Genomic DNA, 23,978 nt, shown 5'->3' with positions numbered 1-23,978 from the left:
AACCCAGCCCACCTGAAGAGGTCTGTGTTTGCATGTATTACGGTGAACGCTTCAACGCCTGGACCCACCTGGTCGGTGCTGTCCTGGCCAGTTTCGGTGCCATCTGGCTGATCGTGCTCGCGGGCCTGCAAGGCGACCCGTGGAAGATCGTCAGTTTCTCCATCTACGGCGGCACGCTGCTGTTGCTGTACAGCATCTCCACCCTGTACCACAGCACCCGCGGGCGGGCGAAGGTGATCATGCGCAAGCTCGATCACCTGTCGATCTACCTGCTGATCGCCGGTAGCTACACGCCATTCTGCCTGGTCAGTCTGCGTGGCCCCTGGGGCTGGAGCCTGTTCGGCGTGGTCTGGGGGCTGGCGGTGATCGGCATGTTGCAGGAGATCAAGCCGCGCTCCGAAGCGCGGGTCCTGTCTATCATCATTTATGCCGTGATGGGCTGGATCGTGCTGGTGGCAGTGAAGCCGTTGCTGCACTCGCTGGGCGGCGCCGGCTTTGCCTGGCTGGCCGCCGGCGGAGTGTTCTACACCGTGGGCATCATCTTCTTCGCGCTCGACAGCCGTTTGCGCCACGCGCACGGCATCTGGCACCTGTTCGTGATTACCGGCAGCCTGCTGCACTTCGTGGCGGTGTCGTTCTACGTGCTCTAGTTAAAAATCCCCCCACAATTGCTGTGCCACCGACAGCGCCACCACTGGCGCAGTTTCGGTGCGCAGCACCCGTGGCCCAAGGCGGGCGGCGTGGAAGCCGGACGCTTTGGCCTGCTCGACTTCGGCCTCGCTCAGGCCGCCTTCGGGGCCGATCAGAAACGCCAGGGTCGCAGGTTTTTCGTGGCTGGTAAGCGGCTCGGCCACCGGGTGCAGGACCAGTTTCAGGTCCGCCTGGGTGCTGCCCAGCCATTCGGCCAGGGTCACGGGTGGGTGGATGACCGGCAGGGTAGAGCGGCCGCATTGTTCGCAGGCGCTGATCGCCACTTGGCGCCAGTGGGCCAGGCGCTTGTCGGCGCGCTCGTCTTTCAACCGCACTTCGCAGCGTTCGCTGACGATCGGGGTGATCTCGTTGGCGCCAAGCTCGGTGGCTTTCTGGATCGCCCAGTCCATGCGCTCGCCACGGGACAGGCCCTGGCCGAGGTGCACGTGCAACGGTGAATCGGCCTGGCCGGCGAGGGCCCGGTCGAGGCTGACGCGTACGGTTTTCTTGCCCACTTCAAGCAACTGGCCGAGGTATTCCTGGCCGCTGCCGTCGAACAGCTGCACGGCGTCGCCGGGGGCCATGCGCAGTACGCGGCCGATGTAGTGGGCCTGGGCTTCGGGCAGGTCATGCTCGCCAAGGCTCAGGGGGGCGTCGATGAAGAAGCGGGACAGTCTCATGGGTTTGCTCGGTAAATAGAGAGACACAGATTCCCTGTGGGAGCGGGCGTGTCGATGCGTCGAACCGCCGCGAATCAGGCGCTGCGGTGCCTGGCAAGGGCTTCGCCCTTGTTCGCGGGCACGCCCGCTCCCACAGGAAAAGTGGTGTGGCGAATTGCCGGGCCTAGCCCGGGTCGCGGAAGTCGGGGTGGAAGTTGGCCGGTACGGCAACACTGACGCTGTCGCGGGTGGCGATGTCGATGCCTTCGCTGGCAACTTCTGCAAGGAAGTCGATTTGCTCCGGGGTGATCACGTACGGCGGCAGGAAATACACCACGCTGCCCAGCGGGCGTAGCAGGGCGCCGCGGGTCAGGGCGTGTTCGAACACCTTGAGGCCACGTCGCTCTTGCCAGGGGTACGCCACCTTGCCAGCTTTGTCCTTGACCATCTCGATGGCCAGGGCCATGCCGGTCTGGCGGATTTCGGCAACGTGTGCATGATCGGCAAAGTGCGCAGTGGCAGTGGCCATGCGCGTGGCCAAGGCCTTGTTGGCCTCGATCACGTTGTCCTGTTCGAAGATGTCCAAGGTCGCCAGCGCCGCAGCGCACGCCAGCGGGTTGCCGGTGTAGCTGTGTGAGTGCAGGAACGCGCGCAGGGTCGGGTAGTCGTCATAGAACGCCTGGTAGACCTTGTCGGTGGTCAGGCAGGCGGCCAGCGGCAGGTATCCACCAGTCAGGGCCTTGGACAGGCACAGGAAATCTGGCCGGATGCCGGCCTGTTCGCAGGCGAACATCGTGCCGGTACGGCCAAAGCCCACGGCAATTTCATCGTGGATCAGGTGCACGTCGTAGCGGTCGCAGGCCTCACGCAGCAGCTTGAGGTACACCGGGTGGTACATGCGCATGCCGCCGGCACCCTGGATCAGCGGCTCGACGATCACGGCGCTGATCGAGGCGTGGTGCTCGGCCAGGGTCTGCTCCATGGCGGCGAACATGTTGCGAGAGTGCTCTTCCCAGCTCATGCCCTCTAGGCGCAGGTAGCAGTCGGGGCTGGGCACCTTGATCGTGTCCAGCAGCAACGCCTTGTAGGTTTCGGTGAACAGCGGCACATCACCTACCGACATCGCGGCGATGGTTTCGCCGTGGTAGCTGTTGGTCAGGGTGACGAAGCGCTTCTTGTCCGGTTTGCCGACGTTCTGCCAGTAGTGGAAGCTCATCTTCAGCGCCACTTCGATGCAGGACGAGCCGTTGTCGGCGTAGAACACCCGGTCGAGACCGGCCGGGGTCATGGCCACCAGGCGTTCAGACAGCTCGATGACCGGCTGATGGCTGAAACCGGCCAGGATCACGTGCTCCAGTTGGTCGACCTGGTCCTTGATGCGCTGGTTGATGCGCGGGTTGGCGTGGCCGAACACATTGACCCACCAACTGCTCACCGCGTCCAGGTAGCGTTTGCCTTCGAAGTCCTCCAGCCACACGCCTTCGCCGCGCTTGATCGGGATCAGCGGCAGCTGCTCGTGGTCTTTCATCTGGGTGCAGGGGTGCCACAGGACCTTGAGGTCGCGTTGCATCCACTGATCATTGAGGCCCATGGGCACTTCTCCTGGCTTTGCGGCGTGGTTCGACCGCGTAAGCCTAAGCAATGCCGCAAGGCAGGACAACCGCTGCCTTTCAATGGCGGTGGGTGCCGGTCCATTCGAGGCGCCGGATGTGCACGGTACCGGCCTGCGAAGTGGAGATGGTCAGGCGGCGGAAGGGGCCGTCGATCACCTGGTGGTAGGGGTTCGTGGCGATGGGGCCAGGGCGCAGGTCGCGAAACCCGCTGCCTTCCACTGTGAGCCAGTAGAAGTTGCGCGGTATCGGGGTGGCCAGGTCGCAATCTACTCTTTCAGCATCGAACAGCATGTGCAGGTCGTCGCAGAGAAAGTCGCTGACCACGTAGTATTCCAGGCGCAGGCACTCGACTTCCTGGGCGAAGACGATTTCCACGTCGCTGTGCTCCCCGATGACCAGCTCGGTACCGTCTTCACCCTTGAACGCTTCATGAAAGCCGGTCCACGAGGTGCTGTTGGAGCGGATGCTCAGGCCGGAGGCTGTATGAAGTGTCTGCTTGTGCCATAGAAACTGCCGTTCGACGTGTTGGAAGTGCTCCTCGAAGATCATGCGCATGCCCTCCTGGCGGGGCTTCTGGCCAGTTTCGCCAGCTTCCTCTGCCGCCGTGTGACATGGCTACTGGCAAAAATGTCAGTTGCCAAAAGGACTTGATGTCACTGCGCTGGCAGGGTGGTCGGACCTGACGTATTCTTAACGCATCTTCCCGGGGCATTCCTGCCTCTCCCCGTTTCTGTAACCTCTGACTCGGAGTCCGCCGACATGGCTGCTGCTTGGGTGCGCCTGTGCGCGTTGGTATTGATTGGTGTCTCCAGCGGCGCCGCGCTGGCTAAGGACAAGACGCCCACGGCGATTGTCGTGGGTGGCGGCCTGGCGGGCCTGACGGCAGCGTACGAGCTGCAGAACAAAGGCTGGCAGGTGACCCTGCTGGAGGCCAAGTCGGGCATGGGCGGGCGTTCGGGCCTGGCCACCAGCGAGTGGATCGGCAATGCCAAGGCGCAGCCGGTGCTCAACCAGTACCTTGACCGTTTCAAGCTAGAAACACTGCCAGCACCGGAGTTCGTGCGTACCCCCGGTTACCTGATCGACGGTGAGTACTTCAGCGCCACCGACCTGGCCACCAAGCAACCGGCTACCGCCGAAGCGCTCAAGCGCTACGAGAAAACCCTTGATGACCTGGCCCGTTCGATCGATGACCCGCTGAACCCGCAGGCGACCAGCACGCTGTTCGCCCTCGACCAGATCAACGTCTCCACCTGGCTGGACAAACTTCAACTGCCGGCCACCGCCCGTCAGTTGGTCAACCAGCAGATCCGTACCCGTTACGATGAACCGTCGCGCCTGTCGCTGCTGTATTTCGCCCAGCAGAACCGTGTGTACCGCGGTGTCAGCGACCGTGACCTGCGTGCCGCGCGCCTGCCCGGTGGCAGCCCGGTGCTGGCCCAGGCCTTCGTCAAGCAGCTGAAGACCATCAAGACCAGCTCGCCGGTCACCGCCATCGTCCAGGACAAGGATGGCGTAACGGTAAAAGTCGGTAGCGTTGGCTACCAGGCGGATTACCTGGTCATGGCCGTGCCGCTGCGTGCCCTGGCCAAGATCCAGATGACCCCGGGCCTGGACACCCAGCACGTGGCAGCGCTCAGAGGCACCAACTATGGCTGGCGCGACCAGCTGATGCTCAAGTTCAAGAAGCCTGTGTGGGAAAGCCGCGCGCGCATGTCGGGCGAAATCTTCAGCAACGCCGGCCTCGGCATGCTGTGGATCGAGCCAGCGCTCAAGGGCGGCGCCAACGTGGTGATCAACCTTTCCGGGGACAACGCCCGCCTGCTGCAGGCGTTCGGCGACAAGCAGATGGTCGATCAGGTGTTGATCCGCCTGCATGCGTTCTACCCGCAGGCCCGTGGTGCCTTCACCGGTTACGAGGTCAAGCGCTACAGCACTGACGCCGGTACCGGCGGCGCTTACCTGGCCTACGGCCCGGGGCAGATCAGCAAATACTGGCGCCTGTGGGAGCGCCCGGTGCAGCGCATCACCTTTGCCGGTGAACACACCGATGCCCTGTACCCGGGCACCCTGGAAGGCGCCCTGCGCAGTGGCCAGCGTGCGGCCAGCCAGGCACAGGACCTGTTGGCCGGGAAGTCGTTCGACCCCGCCAAGGCGGTGCCGGTTGCGGCGGCAGGGGCCGCGGCAGCCAAGGATAGCAAGGGCGGGTTCTTCTCCAATATGTTCGGTGGTTCGTCCGACAAGGCCGACAAGGCTGACAAACCGCCGGTCAAGGCTGAGCCGAAGCAGGCCGAAGAGGCCAGGCAGGACAAGCCAGGTTTCTTCAAACGCCTGTTTGGCGGGGCGGATACGCCAGAGGTGAAGGCTGAGCCAATCGCCAAGGCAGAGGAAGTGGCGCCGGCACCTGCGCCTGCTCCCCAGGCCGCGCCGGCTCCGGCAGCACCTGCACCTGTCATCAAGGAAGCGGCTGCCAAGCCTGCGGCAACCAAGGCCGCCCCGACCAAGCATGCGCCGGCGCACAAGCCTGCCGAAACCAGGAAGGCAACTGCCAAATCCGAGCCGACCAAGAAACCTGTGGCCAATACCCAGGCCAAGGCTGGCTGATTGATCGACAGTGCCGGCCCCTTCGCAGCACAAGGCTGCTCCTACAGGCACCGCATACCCCTGTAGGAGCAGCCTTGTGCTGCGAAGAGGCCTGTACTGGCAACCTCAACTTCCCCGACTATCGTTAATGTTTCCTTAATGGCAAGCTTACAGAATACATATCGGATTTCTCGATAAACCGAAGCAACTTTTTCCGCTTTTCTTCGATACGTTACGCGTTAGTCTGTGCACAGCTTTCACGGGGATACACGCCAACATGCAACTGCGCAATTCACCTTCTCGCTACGGCGTGGTCAGCATCATCCTGCACTGGGGCGTGGCGCTGGCAGTCTTCGGCCTGTTCGGCCTGGGCCTGTGGATGGTCGGCCTCGACTATTACAGCCCTTGGCGCAAAGCCGGCCCGGACCTGCACAAAAGCATCGGCCTGGTGTTGCTGGCGGTGATGCTGCTGCGGGTAGTCTGGCGTTTCATCAGCCCGCCACCACCTGCCCCCGCCAATCATGGCGCATTCACGCGCCTGGCGGCCAAGCTTGGCCACTTGGCCCTGTACCTGGGTCTGTTTGCAGTGATGGCTGCCGGATACCTGATTTCTACCGCCGACGGCGTCGGCATTCCGGTGTTTGGCCTGTTCGAAGTGCCGGCACTGATCAGCGACCTGCCTGACCAGGCAGATGTTGCGGGTGTGATTCATCTCTGGCTGGCCTGGGGCCTGGTGATTTTTGCCGTGCTGCATGCCCTGGCAGCGCTCAAGCACCATTTCATCGACCGTGACGCGACCCTGACTCGCATGTTGGGCCGCAAAGCTTGACTCTCAACCTCAATTGCATAGGAAGGAAATAAGGATGTTGAAAAAGACTTTTGCCGCTCTGGCGCTCGGTACCGCTCTGCTTTCCGCCGGCCAGGTCATGGCTGCCGAGTACAAGATCGACAAGGAAGGCCAGCACGCGTTCGTCGACTGGAAAATCAGCCACCTGGGCTACAGCTTCATCCACGGTACCTTCAAGGACTTCGACGGCAACTTCACTTGGGACAGCGCCAAGCCAGAAGCCAGCAAGATCAGCGTCGACCTGAAAACCGCCAGCCTGTGGTCTAACCACGCCGAGCGTGACAAGCACATTGCCAGCGCCGATTTCCTCGACGTGAAGAAGTACCCTGAAGCCAAGTTCGTCTCTACTGCCGTCAAGTCGACGGGTGCCAAGACTGCTGACGTGACCGGCGACCTGACCCTGCACGGCGTGACCAAGCCGGTCACCTTCAAGGCCACCTTCAACGGTGAAGGCAAGGACCCATGGGGCGGTGAGCGCGCTGGTTTCAACGCCACCACTACCCTTAACCTGAACGACTTCGGCATCAAGGGCCCAGGCGCGACTTCGCAGACCCTGGACCTGGATATCAGTGTTGAAGGTGTGAAGCAGAAGTAATTTGCTTTAGCTGAAAGACCGAGGGGGCCGCTTTGCGGCCCTTTCGCGACACAAGGCCGCTCCCACAGGTATTGCGCAGATTTCATGCACTGCGCGGAACCTGTGGGAGCGGCCTTGTGTCGCGAAAGGGCTGCAAAGCAGCCCCCTCTGTTGTATCAGCCTTTGCGGGTGAGCAGCGCAGGCTTCTCGCCACGCGGGCGGCTTGGCAGGTCATCCAGTTGCTCAGGCGTCGGGAAACGGTCGAGCTTGGATTCCTTGCGGATGATCACCGGCTGTTTTTCCGGCTGGCGCTGGTTGCTCACGGCCGGCTCTTGCCGGGCAGCATCGTCACGGTTCGGGCGACCACGGCCACCGCCGCCATCACGACGGGCACCGCCACCGTTGTTGGCGCGGGGCGGGCGTTTTTCGCCGCCGGCACTGCCACCATTGCGTTGCTGGCCGCCACTGCGAGCCTGGCCCTGGCCCCCGGTGTTGCTGCGTTGGCCGGTACCCTGGGCTTGGCCAGCACCACCGCCTGGGCGACGATTGCGGCCCTGGTTCTTGCCTTGGTACGGGCTGACATAGTCGGCACGGTTGCCGAAGTTGTCGACGTCGTCGTCCAGGAATACTTCCGGGTCGCGGTTAACCTGTGCTTTAGGCTCGCTGTTGCTGCTGGCCTGCTGCTGTGGCTGGCGCGGCTTTTTGTCACGCGGTTTACGCGGCTGCTGTTGCTTGTCGCCGCTCTTTTCCTTGTCGGCCGGCTTGTCGGCAGCCTGTGGCTTGGCCCTGCCTTTATCCTTGCCTTTGTCCTTGCGGCCGCCGTTGGAGTCTTTACCCCCTTCGCCACGGGCCTGCTGGTTGCGACCGCCACGGCCGTTGCCCTGTGGGCGCTCGCGTACTTCGGGTTTCTCGGCTTCCACCTGGCTGGCGTCAAAGCCCATCAGGTCGCCGTCCGCGATCTTCTGCCGGGTTACCCGCTCGATGCTCTTGAGCAGCTTTTCTTCATCTGGTGCGACCAGCGAAATGGCCTCGCCCGAACGACCGGCGCGGCCAGTACGACCGATACGGTGTACGTAATCTTCCTCGACATTCGGCAGCTCGAAGTTGACCACGTGGGGCAACTGGTCGATGTCCAGGCCGCGGGCGGCGATGTCGGTGGCGACCAGTACGCGCACGCTGTTGGCCTTGAAGTCGGCCAGGGCCTTGGTGCGGGCGTTCTGGCTTTTGTTGCCGTGAATCGCGGCGGCGGTCAGGCCTTGTTTTTCAAGGTACTCGGCCAGGCGGTTGGCGCCGTGCTTGGTACGGGTGAACACCAATACCTGTTCCCAGGCACCCAGGGTGATCAGGTGTGCCAGCAGCGCACGCTTGTGGCTGGCGGGCAGGCGGTAGACGCGCTGCTCGATACGCTCGACGGTGGTGTTCGGCGGCGTGACCTCGATACGTTCCGGGTTGTGCAGGAGCTTGTCGGCGAGGTCGGTGATGTCCTTGGAGAAGGTGGCCGAGAACAGCAGGTTCTGGCGCTTGGATGGCAGGCGTGCCAGTACCTTCTTGACGTCGTGGATGAAGCCCATGTCGAGCATGCGGTCGGCTTCGTCGAGCACCAGGATTTCTACATGGGCCAGGTCGACCTTGCCTTGGCCGGCCAGGTCGAGCAGGCGGCCCGGGCAGGCAACCAGCACGTCAACGCCTTTGGCAATCGCCTGGACCTGCGGGTTCATGCCAACGCCGCCGAAGATGCAGGCGCTGACCAGTGGCAGGTCACGGGCATAGACCTTGAAGCTGTCGTGCACCTGGGCTGCCAGCTCGCGGGTCGGGGTCAGCACCAGCACGCGCGGCTGGCGCGGGCCGTGACGCTGCGACTTGTCGGGGTGGCCGGCCGGGAACAGGCGCTCGAGAATCGGCAGGGCGAAGCCGCCGGTTTTACCAGTACCTGTCTGTGCGGCAACCATCAGGTCGCGGCCTTGCAACACGGCGGGAATCGCCCGCTGTTGCACGGGGGTCGGCTGGGTATAGCCCGCAGCCTCGATAGCGCGGACAAGAGCCTCGGAGAGACCGAGGGAAGCAAAGGACATGGGCGATCCTGTTCTCGTGTGGGCTGGGCCCGTTGGGATGTTCTGCCTGGCGCGACGGGCATCGGTGGGATGCGATCGCGTCCGGTCCAGCTGGGCTTTCACTGCACATCCGGGAAACGGAGAGGAACGCCAGGGGGCGTCGGTGCCGATCGGGATGCCTGTTGCGAGGCCGAGCGTCCGGGCGTGAGCCGGGCGGGAAGGCCCGAGTATAACAGAGCTATCGCGCTGTGCTGCTTTCCTGCTGCTCAACGGCGTTGAGAATGTTTCCGATGTCGCCTGTGTAACGGTGGCTGATGGCGGCAAAGGCCGGTTCCTGCTTGAAGCGCTGCAGTTCTTCGGCAAAGGCCAGGGCCAGTGTTTCGCGCCCCGGCTTGCGCACCAGCCCCAGGTACTGGGCCTGGCGGTTGATCACCAGCGGCAGTTCCTCGACTTGCTGTTCCATGCCCAGCTGCCGGATCAGGTAATGCCCGACCACGCGGTCGGTGATTGCCAGGTCGATACGGCCCAGCAGCAGTTTGCCGAAGTTGGCTTCCTGGGTCGGCGCTGCTTCACGTCGAAAATGTGTGGCCTGGTTGAACGCAGCGCCATAGGCATAGCCGGGCGAGGTGCCTACGGTGAGGCCTGTGAGGTCTTCGGGCCCGGCCACGGCATGGCGGCGTGCACGGGCCTGGAACAGCACGAACTCGACCTCCGACAAGGGCTCGGGGGCGTACACCAGATAGGGGCGCCGGGTTTCGCTCTGGAAGATGTCCAGAATGCCGTCGGCCATGCCTTGCTCGATCATTGCCAGGCAGCGCTTCCACGGCAGGAACTGCCATTCCACTTCGACACCCAGGCGTTTTAATACCTCGGTGGTGACTTCGTAGTCGATACCGCGTGGTTGGCCATCGTGCTGATAAATGTAGGGCGCCCAGTCATCGGATACCAGGCGCAGGCGCTCGCCCAGGGCCAACGGGCTCAGGCAGGCGAGCAGCAGGATCCAGAACAGGCGGGCGACGAGTGGCATGGCCGGAGATTACGCGCTCGGCCGAATCAAGGCCAGAGGCCTGATACTCAAAGCGGCCGCGATCCTGTGGGGCGATTCCCCTGCTCAGATACTGATCTGTGGGAGCGGGCATGCCCGCGAACACCGGCGAAGCCGGTGCCATCTACCGCGTTGCCTGCTTCGCGGGCATGCCCGCTTGTATGGTTAGACTTGAAGGGGTGGTGGGACTAAATGCCCGATTCTGACTGTTCACAGCAGTACAGACCGTGGGAGACATCGCCCCACCCCTTCCACCAAAGCGCCGATAAAGAATGCATCGTTTGCAAACGACGATAGAAGCAAGCCAGCGCCTCTTGGTGAAACCCCTTCAAGCCAAAAAACCATAACGTGAGGAGGCTCCCGTGGCAATGCAGGTTGGCAAATTGATCGTGGGTGCGGATGTCGCGAAAGCAGAATTAGTGATTCATCACGATGATCGCGACGAGATCATCAAGGTGAAAAATACCAAACCGGAAATCAAGAAATGGCTGAAGCAACAGCCTCTCAACACGGCAATTGCTGTTGAGGCGACCAATGTTTACCACCTGGACTTGGTTGAGCTGGCCCATAGCCTGGGTTTCGAGGTCTATGTCATTGATGGATTCCAACTGAGCAACTACCGCAAAAGCGTGGGTGTGCGGGTAAAAACGGACCCCACTGATGCTCGGTTGTTGTCCCGATTTTTGAGAAACGAGGGGGAAGACCTCCGCCCTTGGACTCCCCCTCCCGCCGTCTACGGCAAGCTTCAGAGCCTTCTGCGACGCCGAGCGGCCTTGGTGACTGCCCGCACGGCGATGACCCAGAGCTGGGCTAATGAAGCCCTTTTGAAAGCCGCCTTCACAACCTTTGTAAAATCGATAGACCGGCTGGATTTGTTGATCCAAAAGAAAATTAAAGAAGTGCTGCGCGAAGCAGGGCTGCACGAGCAAGTTGCTCGCTGCCAGGCGGTAGAGGGTATTGGGTTTCTCACGGCCACTGCCTTGGTAATGGCTTTTATGCGGGGCGAGTTCAAGAGCAGTGATTCGTACATTGCATTCCTGGGAATGGATCTACGAGTGATTGATTCTGGGCAGAAGAATGGACGTCGTCGCCTTACCAAGCGAGGCTGCTCAGAAATCCGTCGCCTGCTGCATAACGCGGCGATGTCAGCCAGCCGGACGGCCACTTGGAAAGGGCTCTACGAACAGCATCGCAATGCGGGTAAAGCAACAACCCAGGCGTTGGTAATCCTGGCCAGGAAGCTTGCACGAGTGGCATTCGCCCTGATGAAGAATCAGGACGAATATGTCACCAAGGGTGGGAAAGCGCCTTGCTGAAAACCATAGAATCTCCCACAGGGATGGTGTAAGGCAATGGGGTTGCGGGCGTATCAGCCTTGCGAGGTTCTCAGCAGATGCACCTCGATCTCTTTGCGCCGTTCGCCCAACGACAGGCGCAACCCCGGGTGGCGCAAGCACTGGCGCAGTTGCTCGGGCTGCACCTGGCCATGACGGGCATTGAGGTTTTCCAGGGCTTTGTCCCACCAGGCCGGCGCGCAGGCGAGGTCGAATTCGTTGGGGTAGGGGTAGCACCCATACAGCAGCTCGCGGGCAAACTGGCGTTCGTGGCGCGGCAGGGTCAGGCTCAGCGCCTTGTAGCCCAGGCGGTGCAGGGCTGGCGGCCGTGGTAGCTGGTCATTGACCAAGGCGACGTCGGCCAGCGCCGCCTGGCTCAGCGGGTCATGGCCGTGCTTGCGCAACCAGGCCTGGATCTTGGCGCGGAACTGCGCCTTGCGGCTCCAGTAGTGGTGAATGACATCGGTGCACTCGGCCAGCTCCAGTTTGCGGTAGGCCGCCACCGCCAGGCAGAACTCTTCGAGTGTGTACGCCTCGCGCGCCAGCGGGTGGAACTCGTCCATCAGGTCGATGGAACGGTCCAGGATGCTGGCGTCCGCGGCTGTGAGGCCGATTACCCCAGAATTGACCAGTGGCATCTGGCAGTCGGCCAGGCCCCGGGCTTGCAGTATGGACAGCAGGTTCTTGTACAGCAGGCACTTCTGGTTCGCACCATAGCGTGGGCCGATGGCATTGCACAGCAGCTTGCCAGGGGCCACCCGGGCGAACAGCTGCAGCGGCGATGTGCGGAAGAAGGTGTCGGTGTCGATCAGCACGGCCAGCGGGTGTTGCTGCAGCACTTGGCGCAGCAGCACATGCTTGCTGCGAAAATGATAACCGTGTGGGGCGTTCCATGCCTGGCGCGTGGCTTCGTCCAGCAAGTGGACCGTGACGGGCAGCCTGGCGTAGGGCTGCGGGTTGTCGGTGTATACCTGGATGTCCATGGCTTCGCCTGCTGCCGGGCCCAGGTGGGCGAGGGCGCTGACGATGCTGAAGCAGGCTTCCTGATGGTAGGTTGCCGGACCAAAAGCCAGGTAGACAAGTTGTGGGCGCGATGGCTGGGGATGCTGCATGGCTGGCAAGACCTGTAACCCGGAAATGAATAAGGCTTTAGTCTATGACCAAAGCCTTAATCATTTCTTAAGCAGACTTTGCCAAAAAGTTTCAGCGCGGCAGCTTCAGGTTGTTCCAGATCGCCAGGCTTGGCTCGGCCTGGTTCAAGGTGTAGAAGTGCAGGCCCGGTGCGCCGCCTTGCAGCAGCTGTTCGCACATGCGGGTAATCACTTCTTCGCCAAATGCCTGGATGCTGGCGGTGTCGTCGGCATAGGCTTCCAGCTGCTTGCGGATCCAGCGCGGGATCTCGGCGCCACAAGCGTCGGAGAAGCGCGCCAGCTTGCTGTAGTTGGTGATCGGCATGATGCCGGGTACCACCGGGATGTCCACGCCCAGCTTCTGTGCGCGCTCGACGAAGTAGAAGTAGCTGTCGGCGTTGAAGAAGTACTGGGTGATGGCGCTGTCGGCGCCAGCCTTGACCTTGTGCACGAAGTTGGCCAGGTCGGTTTCGAAATTGCGCGCCTGTGGGTGCATTTCCGGGTAGGCGGCCACTTCCAGGTGGAAGTGGTCAGCGGTTTCCTGGCGGATGAACTCGACCAGGTCGCTGGCGTAGCGTAGTTCGCCACTGGCCATGCCCATGCCCGATGGCAGGTCGCCACGCAGGGCGACGATGCGCTTGATGCCGGCAGCCTTGTATTCCGCCAGCAGGGCGCGCAAGTCGTCCTTGGAGTCGCCCACGCACGACAGGTGCGGTGCGGCGGGTACCTTCACTTCGCTTTCCAGCTGCAGCACGGTGTTCAGCGTGCGGTCGCGGGTCGAGCCACCGGCACCGTAGGTGCAGGAGAAGAAGTCCGGGTTGTAGGTGGCCAGCTGGCGGGCGACGCCCATCAGCTTTTCGTGACCGGCGTCGGTCTTGGTCGGGAAGAACTCGAAACTGTAGCGGCGTTCTTGTGACATTACTCGTTCCTCAAGCAGCCTGCTTCAAGCGGCAGGCTGCAAGTAAAAGCCAGGGCGGTGTGGGCCGGCCTGGCTTGGGCATCGTTGCGAAGCGTTGCCTGCGACTACTTAGTAGCGGTAGGCGTGCGGCTTGAACGGGCCTTCGACGGTCACGCCGATGTAGTCGGCTTGCTGCTTGGTCAGCTTGGTAACCACGCCGCCGAAGCCGCGGACCATTTCCAGGGCCACTTCTTCGTCGAGTTTCTTCGGCAGTACTTCAACAGTCAGGCGCTCGGCTTTCTTCTCGGCCGACAGGTCGGCGTACTTCTGCTCGAACAGGAAGATCTGTGCCAGCACCTGGTTGGCGAACGAACCGTCCATGATGCGGCTTGGGTGGCCAGTGGCGTTACCCAGGTTGACCAGGCGGCCTTCGGCCAGCAGGATCAGGTAGTCGTCGTTCTGCGGGTCGAAGCTGCCAGCGCCGGTACGGTGGATCTTGTGTACCTGCGGCTTGACCTCTTCCCAGGCCCAGTTCTTGCGCATGAAGGCGGTGTCGATCTCATTGTCGAAGTGGCCGATGTTGCAGACCACGGCACGCTTCTTCAGGGCCTTGAGCATGTTGGCATCGCAGACGTTGACGTTACCGGTGGTGGTGACGATCAGGTCGATCTTGCCCAGCAGGGCCTTGTCGATGCTGGCTTCGGTGCCGTCGTTGATACCGTCGATGAACGGCGAGACCAGCTCGAAGCCGTCCATGCAGGCCTGCATGGCGCAGATCGGGTCAACTTCGGTGACCTTGACGATCATGCCTTCCTGACGCAGGGACTGGGCCGAGCCCTTGCCCACGTCACCGTAGCCGATCACCAGGGCTTGCTTGCCCGACAGCAGGTGGTCGGTACCACGCTTGATGGCGTCGTTCAGGCTGTGACGGCAGCCGTACTTGTTGTCGTTCTTGCTCTTGGTGACCGAGTCGTTGACGTTGATCGCCGGGACTTTCAGCTCGCCTTTGGCCAGCATGTCCAGCAGGCGGTGTACGCCAGTGGTGGTCTCTTCGGTTACACCGTGCACGCGGTCCAGTACCTGGGGGTACTTCTTGTGCAGCAGCTCGGTCAGGTCGCCGCCGTCGTCGAGGATCATGTTGGCGTCCCATGGCTGGCCATCTTTCAGGATGGTCTGCTCCAGGCACCACTCGTACTCTTCTTCGGTTTCACCTTTCCAGGCGAATACCGGGATGCCGGCGGCGGCGATGGACGCGGCAGCCTGGTCTTGAGTCGAGAAGATGTTGCAGGACGACCAGCGCACTTCGGCACCCAGGGCTACCAGGGTTTCGATCAGCACGGCGGTCTGGATGGTCATGTGGATGCAGCCCAGGATCTTCGCACCCTTGAGCGGTTGCTCGGTCAGGTACTTGCGACGCAGGCCCATCAGGGCTGGCATTTCCGATTCGGCGATGATGGTTTCGCGACGGCCCCAAGCGGCCAGGGAGATGTCAGCGACTTTGAAATCGGTAAAACCAGCAGGCGTGTTTACAGCGCTCATGAGAGCCTCCATTCGTAGTGTGCGAATGGGCGCCGTTGTGCGTTAAGCGCCCGCGAGAGCGAGCAACGCCCCATCCGAGCCTGACAGGCCTAGCCTGCTGCAGCGCCCCTCGGACAGGTGGCGGGCATGGCGCCGCAGTGGGCGACCATGTGAAACGGCGCAGATTATAGCCGCGCGCGGCCACTTGCCCAAGGTTTTCTGTCGATTAATCGAGACGATAGTCGATGTTCAATGGAGCGATGGCGGCCGCTCTGCCATCATTGCTACACGTTAGCCAAGCAGGTCAGGAGTACAGATGAACTTTCACACCCGCAAGTGGGTTAAACCCGAAGACCTCAACCCCAATGGCACCCTGTTCGGTGGCAGCCTGTTGCGCTGGATCGACGAAGAGGCGGCCATTTACGCCATCGTCCAGCTGGGCAACCAGCGCGTCGTGACCAAATACATATCGGAAATCAACTTCGTCAGCGCTTCGCGCCAGGGTGACATCATCGAGCTGGGCATCACTGCCACAGAGTTCGGCCGCACCTCGATCACCCTCAAGTGCGAAGTGCGCAACAAGATCACCCGCAAGAGCATTCTGACCGTCGACAAGATGGTGTTCGTCAATCTCGGTGAAGACGGCTTGCCGGCAGCGCACGGGCGCACCGAGATCAAGTATGTCCAGGACCAGTTCCCGGATTCGGCAGTCGAGTGACGATTTTTTGGGGCCGCAAAGCGGCCCCGAAAATCTTACGGCTGGGCGCTGACCTTGCGCACCACCCGCCCGATGCTCAAGCCCTGCACCAGGATCGACGACAACACCACGATGTAGGTGATCGACAGCAGCAGGTCACGCTCCGCGCCCAGTGGCAGCGACAGCGCCAGTGCCACCGACACCCCGCCACGCAGGCCGCCCCAGGTCAGCACCCGCACCGTGCCTTTGGGCACCGGGCGCCAGCGGCGCAGCAACACAATGGCCGGGGCCACGGTCAGCAGCCTCGACAGCAGCACCGCCAGCGCCAGCACACTGCCGGCCGCCAGGTGCATCCAGTTGAACGGCAACAGCAGCAGCTCAAGGCCGATCAGCGCGAACAGCAGGGCGTTGAGCATGTCATCGATCAGCTCCCAAAAACCGTCCATGTAGCGACGGGTCATGTCGTTCATCGCCAGGTTGCGCCCCAGGTTGCCGATGATCAGGCCGGCCACCACCATGGCGATCGGCGCCGAGACGTGCAGCTCGTAGCACATGGCCGAGCCGCCGATGACCAGCGCCAGTGTCAGCATGACTTCCACCTGGTACTGCTCGACGCTCTTGATCATGCGGTAGGTGGCGTAGCCGATCAGGCCACCAAACACCACGCCGCCGATGGCCTCGCGGGCGAACAGGATCGCCGTGTCGGTCATGCTCGGCGTTTCACCCAGCTGGATGATGCCCAGCAATACGGTGAACACCACCACCGCGGTGCCATCGTTGAACAGTGACTCGCCGACGATGGTGGTTTTCAGCGGTTTGGAGGCGTTGGCGGTACGCAGCGCGCCCAGCACGGCAATCGGGTCGGTAGGCGAGATCAGCGCACCGAACAGCAGGCAGTAGATCAGTGGCACTTGCCAGCCGAACATCGCGAATACCCAGTGCGACAGGTAACCGATGACCACGGTGGCAATCAGCACCCCGATTGTCGCGAGCAAACCGATCGGCCAGCGGTAACTGCGCAGATCGCTGAGGTTCACGTGCAGTGCGCCGGCAAACAGCAGGAACGCCAGCATCCAGTGCATCAGCAGGTCGTTGAAATCGATCTGGTTCATCAGCCCTTCGACGCGTTCTTCCAGGCCAGGGAAGCCGATCAGGCTCAGGCCCTGCAGCATCAGGGAGAACAGCAACGCCGTGACCATCACGCCAATGGCGGGGGGCAGGCCGATGAAGCGGTAATTTACATAGGTGAGGAGGGTGGTGAGGCAGATAAACGCGGCAACTAATTCAAGCATCCCGAATCCTGTGACAGTGGCTTCCAAGTCGTTACCCGAATGGCTCGGGCAGTTCTTTGATGACCTGGCGCGGGGTTCGGGACACAGAGTTTGACCCAATTAGTCCAAATCGTTCCCGTAACAGTCTGCACTGGATACCCTGTGGGAGCGGGCGTGCCCGCGAACACCGGCACAGCCGGTGCCATACACCGAGTTGCATTCTTCGCGGGCATGCCCGCTCCCACAAAGCCCCCCTGAACGCTATATATTCACAGCCATAATCAGCCATAAGGACAAGAAGGCGTGTTGGCAACATCCCTGGTGCTGGTCGCCGCCCTGCTGCATGCGACCTGGAATACCCTGATCAAATTCAGCGGCGAGCGCTTGCTGGTGATCGCCAGCATGGACACGGTGGCGCTGGTGTTCGCAGTGCTGGCTGTGGCCTTCGTCGATGTGCCGCCGGCTGAGATATGGCCTTGGCTGATAGCCTCGGCGCTGGCCGAGCAGTTGTACCGCTACCTGCTGATCAAGGCCTACCGCGTGGGCGACCTGGGGCTGGTCTATCCTCTGATGCGCGGGCTGTCGCCGCTGGTGGTGCTGGGGCTGACGCTGGCCTTTGCCGGGGAGTCGCTGAGCCAGCAGCAGATCATCGGCATCCTGCTGATCCCGTGTGGCATGGCCTGCCTGTTGTGGCAGGGCGGCGGCGGTGACCGGCTGCCTTGGTCGATGCTGCCGGTGGTGGCCCTGATCGGCCTGTGCATCGGCTGCTACACCTGGTTCGACGGCCAGGCCGTGCGCTTGTGGGGTAAACCGTGGGATTACCTGGTATGGCTGACATTGCTCAGTGCCTGGCAATTCCCGCTGCTGGCCAGCGTGGCGCGGCGGGCACCGTTCGTCCTGTTCTGGCGAACGCAATGGCGCCTGGGGCTGGCGGTGGGGTTCTGCGTATTGTTCAGTTATGCCCTGGTGTTGTGGGCCATGCACCTGGGGTCAGTGGCCGAGGCGGCCGCATTGCGGGAGTTGAGCGTGATTCTGGTGGTGCTGCTGGGTATGCGCTACCTCAAAGAACCTTTTGGCGGGCCGAGACTCCTAGCTTGCGGGCTGGTCCTCGCAGGCATGCTGGTGATGAAGCTCTAACCCATTATCGAACAAGGAGTCTGAGCATGACCGTTGCCCTGTGGTGCATCCTGATCGCGCTGCTGCTTAACCCGCTTTGTGCCTTGATCGCCAAGGTGGCCAGCGGCCGGTTCGGCCTCAAGGACAATCACGACCCGCGAGCCTTCCTTGATACCTTGTCGGGCTTGCCACGGCGTGCCCATGCGGCGCAGCAGAATGGCTACGAGGCATTCCCGGCGTTTGCGGCTGCGGTGCTGGTGGCGGATATCGTCGGTAATGCCGAGCAGGTGACGCAGGATGTGCTGGGGGTGATGTACATCACCAGCCGCTTGCTTTACATCATCTGCTACCTGGCCGATTGGGCGGCCTTGCGCTCGCTGGTGTGGTTTGCCGGGTTGGCAATTATCGTGTCGTTCTTCGTGGTTTCCATCTGAAACCGCGTTGCCTTCTTCGCGGGCTTGCCCGCTCCCACAGGCACCACAGTATTCAAGGGCTGTGGTGTACCTGTGGGAGCGGGCAAGCCCGCGAAGAATCCACCGCCGATCAAGGTACCTTAGGTACCTCAGGTAGCGGCTGGCCTTTAGGCCAGAGCATCCAGATCTGCCCCTGCTGCTTCATGTTCCCCGCCAGCTCGCCGGCTTCCGGCCCGGTGCCCCAGAACAGGTCGGCACGCACTTCACCCGCAATCGCGCCACCAGTGTCCTGCGCACCCACCGGGCGCACCACTGGCGAGCCGTCCGGGCGCGTGGTGGAAAGCCACAACAGGCTGCCCAGCGGAATCACCTTGCGGTCGATGGCCACGCTGTAGCCCGCTGTCAGCGGTACGTTCAACGAACCGCGCGGGCCTTCGTTGCTGTCCGGGCGGGTGCTGAAGAACACGTAGCTGGGGTTGCTGGCCAGCAGTTCTGGTACGCGCTGTGGGTTGGCCTGGGCCCAGGCATGAATCGCACCCATGCTCACTTCTTCTTTTTTCAGCTGGCCCTGTTCCACCAGCCAGCGGCCGATCGGCCTGTAGGGGTGGCCGTTCTGGTCGGCGTAGCCCAGGCGCAGCTGACGGCCGTCTTCCAGTTGTACCCGGCCCGAACCCTGGATCTGCAGGAATTGCAGGTCCATCGGGTCGGTCAGCCAGGCCAGCACCGGTGCCTTGACGCCGTTACGGTTGATCACTTCGGCAGTGTCGTATGGTTTGAGTACCCGGCCATCGAGCCGACCACGCAGGCGCTTGCCCTTCAGCTCGGGGTAGACGCTGGCCAGGTCGACCACGATCATGTCATCCGGGGGGCCGTAAACCGCCACATGGTTGGTGGCTGATTGGCTCAGGCTGCCGGGGTAGACCGGCTCGTAGTAACCGGTAATCAGGCCGTTGGCATTGTTCTCGGCGGAGCGCAGGCCATAAACCTGCAGATTCTGCTCAAGGAAGGTACGCACCTGGGCAGCGCTCGCCGTGTCGCTGCCGGCAGCTTCGCAGGTGGCGGCCCACACCGGGTCGCGCTTGAGCTTCTCACAGCCGCTGCGCCAGGCGTAGAAACCGGCCAGCAGGTCTTCGTCGCTGACTGCGGGCAGGTCTTTCCAGGTGGCCGGGGCGTAGGTGGCGATGGCGTGGGGCTCGGGCTTGGCGCTTTCGCCGCCGTTGCAGCCGGCCAGCAAAGCCAGCACTGGGAGTGTCCAGGCCAGGTGGCGCAGGGCAGATGTCATGTGTGCATTCCTGTCATGGGCGAACATGAAAATTCGCCCCTGTTTTTTATGTGGCTATTGGTGTTTGGCCCTTGGGCAGCGATACTGGCCGCCCATTTGCGTAGGCCGAAGTGAGCGTGATGTTGAAGCGATTGACCGTTGTTCTGCTGGCCGCCCTGGCCCTGAGTGGTTGTGACCGGGTTGACCCCAACTCGCCACTGGGCAAACGCAAGGTGATATTCAAGGACATGCTCAAGACCAGTGAAGACCTGGGCGGCATGCTGCGTGGCCGGTTGCCGTTCGACGGGCTGAAGTTTGCCGACGGTGCGCTGAAGCTGGACAGCCTGTCGCATCAACCCTGGCAGCACTTTCCGCAGGTGCGCGATGGCGGTGACAGTGCCGCGCGCGCAGAGGTATGGGAGCGTCAGGCGCGTTTTCATGACCTGGCCCGGCAGCTGGAAAGCGTCACGGGCGAACTGGTCGATGTCAGCCGCAGCCAGCCGCTGGACGCTGCACAGCTGAAAGCGCCGATGGATAAGGTCGAAGCGGCGTGCAAGGCGTGCCATACCGAGTTTCGTAATCATTGATGGCCTGCTGTGGCCTCATCGCCGGCAAGCCAGTTCACACAGGTACTGCGCAGTAATTGAAGGCAGTGTGATACCTGTTGGAGCTGGCTTGCCGGCGATGAGGCCAGTAAGGGCAACGCAAATCGCTGTCAGCGATCCAGATCGTCCACGGCTTCCTGCAACTCTTTACGCGATTCGGCAAGCTTGTCCTTGCGCTTGTTGATCTTCTCCGCGTCGCCTTTTTTCTCGGCTTTCTTCAGGTCTTTTTCCCGCTGCGCCACTTCGTGACGTGCATCCAGCACCTTCTGCTCACGCTCTTTGCGCAGGCTCGCGTCGGTGCAGTTGTCCACGCCACGCAGTGCTTCCTCCAGCCCGGCGACCTGGTCGCTGTTGCCGTGGTCGCGGGCGATTTTCAACTGGTTCTCGATGGCGCTGCGCTTGGCGGCGCAACCGGTCAGGCCTGGGTCCGGCTGGGCCGCTTGTACAGTTCCCGCAGCCAAACCCAGTGATGCGAGCAGGAAAAGAGTCGAAATGCGTTTCATGAAAAGCCTCCTGAACGGGGCGGGGCAGCAAAAGTTGGTGGAAATCCTGCCTTGGTTTTGCCCATTTAGGAACCCTTGGTGAGGTTTTCGGCTTTAATCTCGGGTTTTTCCTACGAGCTAAATGGTAAAAAATCATTGCTCAATGCGCTGTGGGCTCGCGGGGAACCCCTCTATGCCGGTTTTCGCCAACCGTGCAGCAACGGCCTGCACCTCAGGAGCCGCGAAGAAATCCACAAGTTGGCGCGAGCGTTTTGCGCCGATGCCGGGCACGGCTTGCCATTGCCCGGTACTGCGTGAAGCCAGCTCTGCCCAGTCGCCTGTCAGTCGTAGATGCTTGCTGACGGGTGCGCCAATGCCGCGCAGCCACTGATCGAAAGGGCGTGAGCGCGCTTGGTCGAAGCTGCTTAGCAGCTGTGCCGCCGTCAGGCTGCTAATGCCGGGTACCTGCTGCAGGCGCTCGGCATCGAGATGCAGCCAGTCGGTCATCGACGTTACCAGGCCCGCTTCGACCAGCCGGCGCCATGTGCCGGGCCCGGTACGCGGCAAGGCCAGGCCTTGTTTTCCGCCAAGCCAGGTAAGCCGGGCAATGAATTGCTCTTCACAGCCTTCGCTGGCCTGCCAGCAGCTGTGGGCATGATGCTGGTCGGGTGCAGGCACGGCCAGTGGCTGGCGCTCGACAGCGCGGTGCACGACGTGGTCCAGGCGTGGAATGGTCAGCCCGGCCAGGCTGATGGCCACCTGGTCGCCGGGGCGGATATCCAAGGCTTGCCAGCGCCCCAGCGAGCCAAGGCTTACCTGGGAAATACGCCGGTCATCGAGGGTTACCGGCTGCATATGCACAATGGGCGTGACCCTGCCGGTGCGGCCAACCCTAAAGCGCACGTCGCGCACCTCGGCCAAGGCTTGCACATAGGGGTATTTCCAGGCCGCGATCCAGTACGGCGCCTTGGCTTGCCAGCGCTGCGCGGGCGGCCGGCTGCCCTGGCGCAGGATCACACCGTCGGTGGCAAAGGGCAGGGGGGAGCGGTACCAGTGCTCACGCCAGTGTGCTGCGTCCTCCGCCGTGTCGATGGCGATGCTGTAACGCAGGCTGTCCGGGAACCCCAGTTGTGCCAGCTGTGCGAGGCGTTCTGCCTGTTGCCCGGGGCCCTGCGGCCAGCTCCACACAAACAGGCCGATCGTGTCCCCTTGCTCGGCGGTCAGTTGCTTGCGTGCGAGCAGCCCGGCCACGGTGCCGCGGGCGTTGGCACTGCCTGCCTTGGCTTGTACGTGTTCGTTCAGGCGCAGATACAGCTCACCTTGCAAGTGCAGGTCTACCGGCATGGGCAACTCTCGGGTGATTGCGCCGAGTTGTGGAATGTGTCGGCTCCAGTCATGGCCGTGTACACCGTCACCCCGGCTGGTCAGCTGTACCAATCGGCCCTGCTGGTAAGTGAGGGAAACTGCAACACCGTCGACCTTGGGCTGTACCCACACACCGGTCTTGCCGGCCATCCATCGCGCCACGGCCTGGCGGTCTGCCAGCTTGTCGACGCCGGTATGCGGCACGGGGTGGGGGACCGCGCCGCGAGCGCTGGCCAAGGGGGAGGGGCTGCTGCCAACCGCGAAGCACTGCTGCAGGTGATTCAGCCGCTCGCGGCTTTGGTCGTACAGTTCATCGGCGACCAGGGCAGCACCCTGGCGATGGTAGTGCTCGTCCCATCGGGCAAGCGTGGCGCGCAGTTGCGCAACTTCCGCCTCGGCCTGTTGCGGGGTCCAGTCGGGGCATGAGGTGGCGCTGGCCAGTGGGGTGTGTAGCGCAAACAGCAGGACAAGCAGCAGGTAAGGCATGGCCAGCATCCTTGCATGGCGGGTGAGTCCTCCAGCCTAGGCAGGTTTGCAGGCGCTTGCCGCCGCGCGATTGTCAGCCGATATGTCACAAAAAAGCCCCTGCCAATCGCTCGGCAGGGGCTTTCGTCTGGCGCTGCAGGAAACTTACAGGCCGGCAGCGTCACGCAGCGACTGGGCGCGGTCGGTGCGCTCCCAGGTGAAGGTGGTGAAGGTGTCGTCGCCGACAGTCTTCTGCTGCGGGGTACGGCCGAAGTGGCCGTAGGCAGCGGTTTCCTGGTACATCGGGTGCAGCAGGTCGAGCATGGTGGTGATGGCGTACGGACGCAGGTCGAAGCACTCACGCACCAGCTGGATGATCTTGTCGTCGGAGACCTTGCCGGTGCCGAAGGTGTTGATCGAGATGGAGGTCGGCTGCGCCACGCCAATGGCGTACGACACCTGGATCTCGCAGCGCTCGGCCAGGCCGGCGGCAACGATGTTCTTGGCTACGTAGCGGCCGGCGTAGGCAGCGGAACGGTCGACCTTGGACGGGTCCTTGCCGGAGAACGCGCCACCACCGTGGCGGGCCATGCCGCCGTAGGAGTCGACGATGATCTTGCGGCCGGTCAGGCCACAGTCACCCACCGGGCCACCGATGATGAAGTTGCCGGTCGGGTTGATGTGGTACTGGGTGCCCTTGTGCAGCAGCTCGGCAGGCAGGGTGTGCTTGACGATCAGCTCCATCACGGCTTCTTGCAGGTCTTTCTGCGACACTTCCGGGTTGTGCTGGGTCGACAGCACCACGGCGTCGATACCGACTACCTTGCCGTTTTCGTAGCGGCAGGTGACCTGCGACTTGGCATCCGGGCGCAGCCACGGCAGCAGGCCGGACTTGCGCGCTTCGGCCTGGCGCTCGACCAGACGGTGCGAGAAGCAGATCGGTGCCGGCATCAGCACTTCGGTTTCGTTGCTGGCATAGCCGAACATCAGGCCCTGGTCACCGGCGCCCTGGTCTTCCGGCTTGGAGCGGTCCACGCCCTGGGCGATGTCCACCGACTGCTTGCCGATGATGTTCATCACGGCGCAGGTGGCGCCGTCGAAACCGACGTCCGAGCTGTTGTAGCCGATGTCGATGATGACCTTGCGCACCAGGTCTTCAAGATCGACCCAGGCCGAAGTGGTGACTTCGCCGGCGATGATGGCGACACCGGTCTTGACCAGGGTTTCGCACGCTACGCGGGCGTATTTGTCCTGAGCGATGATGGCATCAAGGACGGCGTCCGAAATCTGGTCGGCGATCTTGTCCGGATGCCCTTCGGACACGGACTCGGAGGTGAAAAGGGAGTATTCGCTCATCTCGA

Annotated in this window: 22 protein-coding genes and 1 riboswitch; of the genes, 9 read left to right on the top strand and 13 right to left on the bottom strand. The window is 62.5% G+C overall.

Annotated elements, in window-relative coordinates:
• The first annotated feature begins 32 nt into the window (after positions 1-32).
• A complete protein-coding gene (trhA, locus tag PP4_RS25470) occupies positions 33-650 on the top strand; it encodes a PAQR family membrane homeostasis protein TrhA (protein ID WP_016501968.1) in 618 nt (205 codons plus the stop codon).
• Here the strand turns inward: trhA and PP4_RS25465 are convergent, their stop codons facing one another.
• From PP4_RS25465 to PP4_RS25455, 3 genes are all read right to left on the bottom strand, one after another.
• Positions 651-1,370: a 16S rRNA (uracil(1498)-N(3))-methyltransferase gene (locus PP4_RS25465; protein ID WP_016501967.1), complete on the bottom strand. Its 720-nt coding sequence runs from the start codon at positions 1,368-1,370 to the stop codon at positions 651-653. It lies immediately after the preceding gene.
• A gap of 163 nt (positions 1,371-1,533) precedes the next feature.
• A complete protein-coding gene (locus PP4_RS25460; RefSeq protein WP_016501966.1) occupies positions 1,534-2,940 on the bottom strand; it encodes an adenosylmethionine--8-amino-7-oxononanoate transaminase in 1,407 nt (468 codons plus the stop codon).
• 79 nt (positions 2,941-3,019) lie between these two features.
• Positions 3,020-3,511, bottom strand: coding sequence for a hypothetical protein (locus PP4_RS25455; RefSeq protein ID WP_041167919.1), 492 nt, complete (start codon positions 3,509-3,511; stop codon positions 3,020-3,022).
• A gap of 210 nt (positions 3,512-3,721) precedes the next feature.
• Between PP4_RS25455 and PP4_RS25450 the strand changes: the two genes are divergently transcribed.
• The 3 genes from PP4_RS25450 (at position 3,722) to PP4_RS25440 (ending at position 6,987) form a co-directional block, all read left to right on the top strand.
• Positions 3,722-5,566 (top strand): flavin monoamine oxidase family protein, encoded by a 1,845-nt coding sequence (locus PP4_RS25450; RefSeq protein ID WP_016501964.1) that lies wholly within the window; start codon positions 3,722-3,724, stop codon positions 5,564-5,566.
• 256 nt (positions 5,567-5,822) lie between these two features.
• Positions 5,823-6,374, top strand: coding sequence for a cytochrome b (locus PP4_RS25445; RefSeq protein ID WP_016501963.1), 552 nt, complete (start codon positions 5,823-5,825; stop codon positions 6,372-6,374).
• A 34-nt stretch (positions 6,375-6,408) separates the two neighbouring features.
• Positions 6,409-6,987, top strand: a complete 579-nt coding sequence (locus tag PP4_RS25440) for a YceI family protein (protein ID WP_016501962.1) — start codon at positions 6,409-6,411, stop codon at positions 6,985-6,987.
• Positions 6,988-7,142: 155 nt separating this feature from the next.
• On the opposite strand, the gene PP4_RS25435 is transcribed toward PP4_RS25440, so the two are convergent.
• Both PP4_RS25435 and PP4_RS25430 read right to left on the bottom strand, forming a co-directional pair.
• A complete protein-coding gene (locus PP4_RS25435; RefSeq protein ID WP_016501961.1) occupies positions 7,143-9,038 on the bottom strand; it encodes a DEAD/DEAH box helicase in 1,896 nt (631 codons plus the stop codon).
• A 217-nt stretch (positions 9,039-9,255) separates the two neighbouring features.
• Positions 9,256-10,044, bottom strand: coding sequence for a substrate-binding periplasmic protein (locus PP4_RS25430; RefSeq protein ID WP_016501960.1), 789 nt, complete (start codon positions 10,042-10,044; stop codon positions 9,256-9,258).
• A 380-nt stretch (positions 10,045-10,424) separates the two neighbouring features.
• On the opposite strand from PP4_RS25430, the gene PP4_RS25425 reads away from it, so the two are divergent.
• On the top strand, positions 10,425-11,378 hold the full coding sequence (locus tag PP4_RS25425; protein ID WP_016497637.1) for an IS110 family transposase: 954 nt from the start codon (positions 10,425-10,427) through the stop codon (positions 11,376-11,378).
• A gap of 53 nt (positions 11,379-11,431) precedes the next feature.
• Here the strand turns inward: PP4_RS25425 and PP4_RS25420 are convergent, their stop codons facing one another.
• The 3 genes from PP4_RS25420 to ahcY all read right to left on the bottom strand — a co-directional run bounded on the left by PP4_RS25420 (position 11,432) and on the right by ahcY (position 14,963).
• Entirely contained in the window at positions 11,432-12,508 is a 1,077-nt protein-coding gene (locus PP4_RS25420) for a hypothetical protein (protein ID WP_016501959.1), read from the bottom strand.
• Positions 12,509-12,599: 91 nt separating this feature from the next.
• Positions 12,600-13,445 (bottom strand): methylenetetrahydrofolate reductase [NAD(P)H], encoded by an 846-nt coding sequence (metF, locus tag PP4_RS25415; RefSeq protein ID WP_016501958.1) that lies wholly within the window; start codon positions 13,443-13,445, stop codon positions 12,600-12,602.
• A gap of 108 nt (positions 13,446-13,553) precedes the next feature.
• Positions 13,554-14,963: an adenosylhomocysteinase gene (gene ahcY, locus PP4_RS25410; protein WP_016501957.1), complete on the bottom strand. Its 1,410-nt coding sequence runs from the start codon at positions 14,961-14,963 to the stop codon at positions 13,554-13,556.
• A 20-nt stretch (positions 14,964-14,983) separates the two neighbouring features.
• A riboswitch (S-adenosyl-L-homocysteine riboswitch) is annotated at positions 14,984-15,080 on the bottom strand.
• 178 nt (positions 15,081-15,258) lie between these two features.
• Here ahcY and PP4_RS25405 point away from each other — a divergent pair.
• A complete protein-coding gene (locus PP4_RS25405; RefSeq protein ID WP_016501956.1) occupies positions 15,259-15,660 on the top strand; it encodes an acyl-CoA thioesterase in 402 nt (133 codons plus the stop codon).
• Between the two features lie 35 nt (positions 15,661-15,695).
• Here the strand turns inward: PP4_RS25405 and PP4_RS25400 are convergent, their stop codons facing one another.
• Positions 15,696-16,931, bottom strand: coding sequence for a cation:proton antiporter (locus PP4_RS25400; RefSeq protein WP_016501955.1), 1,236 nt, complete (start codon positions 16,929-16,931; stop codon positions 15,696-15,698).
• Positions 16,932-17,213: 282 nt separating this feature from the next.
• Between PP4_RS25400 and PP4_RS25395 the strand changes: the two genes are divergently transcribed.
• Together PP4_RS25395 and PP4_RS25390 are read left to right on the top strand one after the other, a co-directional pair.
• The gene (locus PP4_RS25395; RefSeq protein ID WP_016501954.1) at positions 17,214-18,047 is read left to right on the top strand and encodes a DMT family transporter; all 834 of its coding nucleotides are present in this window, start codon (positions 17,214-17,216) and stop codon (positions 18,045-18,047) included.
• A 26-nt stretch (positions 18,048-18,073) separates the two neighbouring features.
• Positions 18,074-18,460 carry an MAPEG family protein gene (locus PP4_RS25390; protein WP_016501953.1) on the top strand — a complete coding sequence of 129 codons (387 nt, stop codon included), beginning with the start codon at positions 18,074-18,076 and terminating at the stop codon, positions 18,458-18,460.
• Between the two features lie 109 nt (positions 18,461-18,569).
• Here the strand turns inward: PP4_RS25390 and mltA are convergent, their stop codons facing one another.
• Complete coding sequence (gene mltA / locus PP4_RS25385) at positions 18,570-19,721, bottom strand: murein transglycosylase A (RefSeq protein ID WP_016501952.1); 1,152 nt, start codon at positions 19,719-19,721, stop codon at positions 18,570-18,572.
• Positions 19,722-19,840: 119 nt separating this feature from the next.
• Between mltA and PP4_RS25380 the strand changes: the two genes are divergently transcribed.
• Positions 19,841-20,287 carry a c-type cytochrome gene (locus PP4_RS25380; RefSeq protein ID WP_016501951.1) on the top strand — a complete coding sequence of 149 codons (447 nt, stop codon included), beginning with the start codon at positions 19,841-19,843 and terminating at the stop codon, positions 20,285-20,287.
• 128 nt (positions 20,288-20,415) lie between these two features.
• Here the strand turns inward: PP4_RS25380 and PP4_RS25375 are convergent, their stop codons facing one another.
• The 3 genes from PP4_RS25375 to metK all read right to left on the bottom strand — a co-directional run bounded on the left by PP4_RS25375 (position 20,416) and on the right by metK (position 23,973).
• Positions 20,416-20,808: a DUF1090 domain-containing protein gene (locus PP4_RS25375; protein ID WP_016501950.1), complete on the bottom strand. Its 393-nt coding sequence runs from the start codon at positions 20,806-20,808 to the stop codon at positions 20,416-20,418.
• 132 nt (positions 20,809-20,940) lie between these two features.
• Positions 20,941-22,638: an NAD-dependent DNA ligase LigB gene (gene ligB / locus PP4_RS25370; RefSeq protein ID WP_016501949.1), complete on the bottom strand. Its 1,698-nt coding sequence runs from the start codon at positions 22,636-22,638 to the stop codon at positions 20,941-20,943.
• Between the two features lie 144 nt (positions 22,639-22,782).
• Positions 22,783-23,973 (bottom strand): methionine adenosyltransferase, encoded by a 1,191-nt coding sequence (gene metK, locus PP4_RS25365; protein ID WP_003249375.1) that lies wholly within the window; start codon positions 23,971-23,973, stop codon positions 22,783-22,785.
• Positions 23,974-23,978 lie beyond the last annotated feature (5 nt).

The organism is Pseudomonas putida NBRC 14164, from assembly GCF_000412675.1.
GTDB lineage: Bacteria > Pseudomonadota > Gammaproteobacteria > Pseudomonadales > Pseudomonadaceae > Aquipseudomonas > Aquipseudomonas putida.
The sequence above is the reverse complement of the archived record's forward strand: the minus strand, read 5'-3'. Positions and strand labels throughout refer to the sequence as shown.

Coding starts and splice junctions, on each gene's coding strand:
- PP4_RS25450 (WP_016501964.1), top strand. CDS start 3,722: ATGGCTGCTGCTTGGGTGCGCCTGTGCGCGTTGGTATTGATTGGTGTC.
- metK (WP_003249375.1), bottom strand. CDS start 23,973: ATGAGCGAATACTCCCTTTTCACCTCCGAGTCCGTGTCCGAAGGGCAT.
- PP4_RS25400 (WP_016501955.1), bottom strand. CDS start 16,931: ATGCTTGAATTAGTTGCCGCGTTTATCTGCCTCACCACCCTCCTCACC.
- PP4_RS25460 (WP_016501966.1), bottom strand. CDS start 2,940: ATGGGCCTCAATGATCAGTGGATGCAACGCGACCTCAAGGTCCTGTGG.
- PP4_RS25390 (WP_016501953.1), top strand. CDS start 18,074: ATGACCGTTGCCCTGTGGTGCATCCTGATCGCGCTGCTGCTTAACCCG.
- trhA (WP_016501968.1), top strand. CDS start 33: ATGTATTACGGTGAACGCTTCAACGCCTGGACCCACCTGGTCGGTGCT.
- ligB (WP_016501949.1), bottom strand. CDS start 22,638: ATGCCTTACCTGCTGCTTGTCCTGCTGTTTGCGCTACACACCCCACTG.
- PP4_RS25405 (WP_016501956.1), top strand. CDS start 15,259: ATGAACTTTCACACCCGCAAGTGGGTTAAACCCGAAGACCTCAACCCC.
- metF (WP_016501958.1), bottom strand. CDS start 13,445: ATGTCACAAGAACGCCGCTACAGTTTCGAGTTCTTCCCGACCAAGACC.
- PP4_RS25430 (WP_016501960.1), bottom strand. CDS start 10,044: ATGCCACTCGTCGCCCGCCTGTTCTGGATCCTGCTGCTCGCCTGCCTG.
- PP4_RS25420 (WP_016501959.1), bottom strand. CDS start 12,508: ATGCAGCATCCCCAGCCATCGCGCCCACAACTTGTCTACCTGGCTTTT.
- ahcY (WP_016501957.1), bottom strand. CDS start 14,963: ATGAGCGCTGTAAACACGCCTGCTGGTTTTACCGATTTCAAAGTCGCT.
- mltA (WP_016501952.1), bottom strand. CDS start 19,721: ATGACATCTGCCCTGCGCCACCTGGCCTGGACACTCCCAGTGCTGGCT.
- PP4_RS25375 (WP_016501950.1), bottom strand. CDS start 20,808: ATGAAACGCATTTCGACTCTTTTCCTGCTCGCATCACTGGGTTTGGCT.
- PP4_RS25440 (WP_016501962.1), top strand. CDS start 6,409: ATGTTGAAAAAGACTTTTGCCGCTCTGGCGCTCGGTACCGCTCTGCTT.
- PP4_RS25380 (WP_016501951.1), top strand. CDS start 19,841: ATGTTGAAGCGATTGACCGTTGTTCTGCTGGCCGCCCTGGCCCTGAGT.
- PP4_RS25455 (WP_041167919.1), bottom strand. CDS start 3,511: ATGATCTTCGAGGAGCACTTCCAACACGTCGAACGGCAGTTTCTATGG.
- PP4_RS25445 (WP_016501963.1), top strand. CDS start 5,823: ATGCAACTGCGCAATTCACCTTCTCGCTACGGCGTGGTCAGCATCATC.
- PP4_RS25465 (WP_016501967.1), bottom strand. CDS start 1,370: ATGAGACTGTCCCGCTTCTTCATCGACGCCCCCCTGAGCCTTGGCGAG.
- PP4_RS25435 (WP_016501961.1), bottom strand. CDS start 9,038: ATGTCCTTTGCTTCCCTCGGTCTCTCCGAGGCTCTTGTCCGCGCTATC.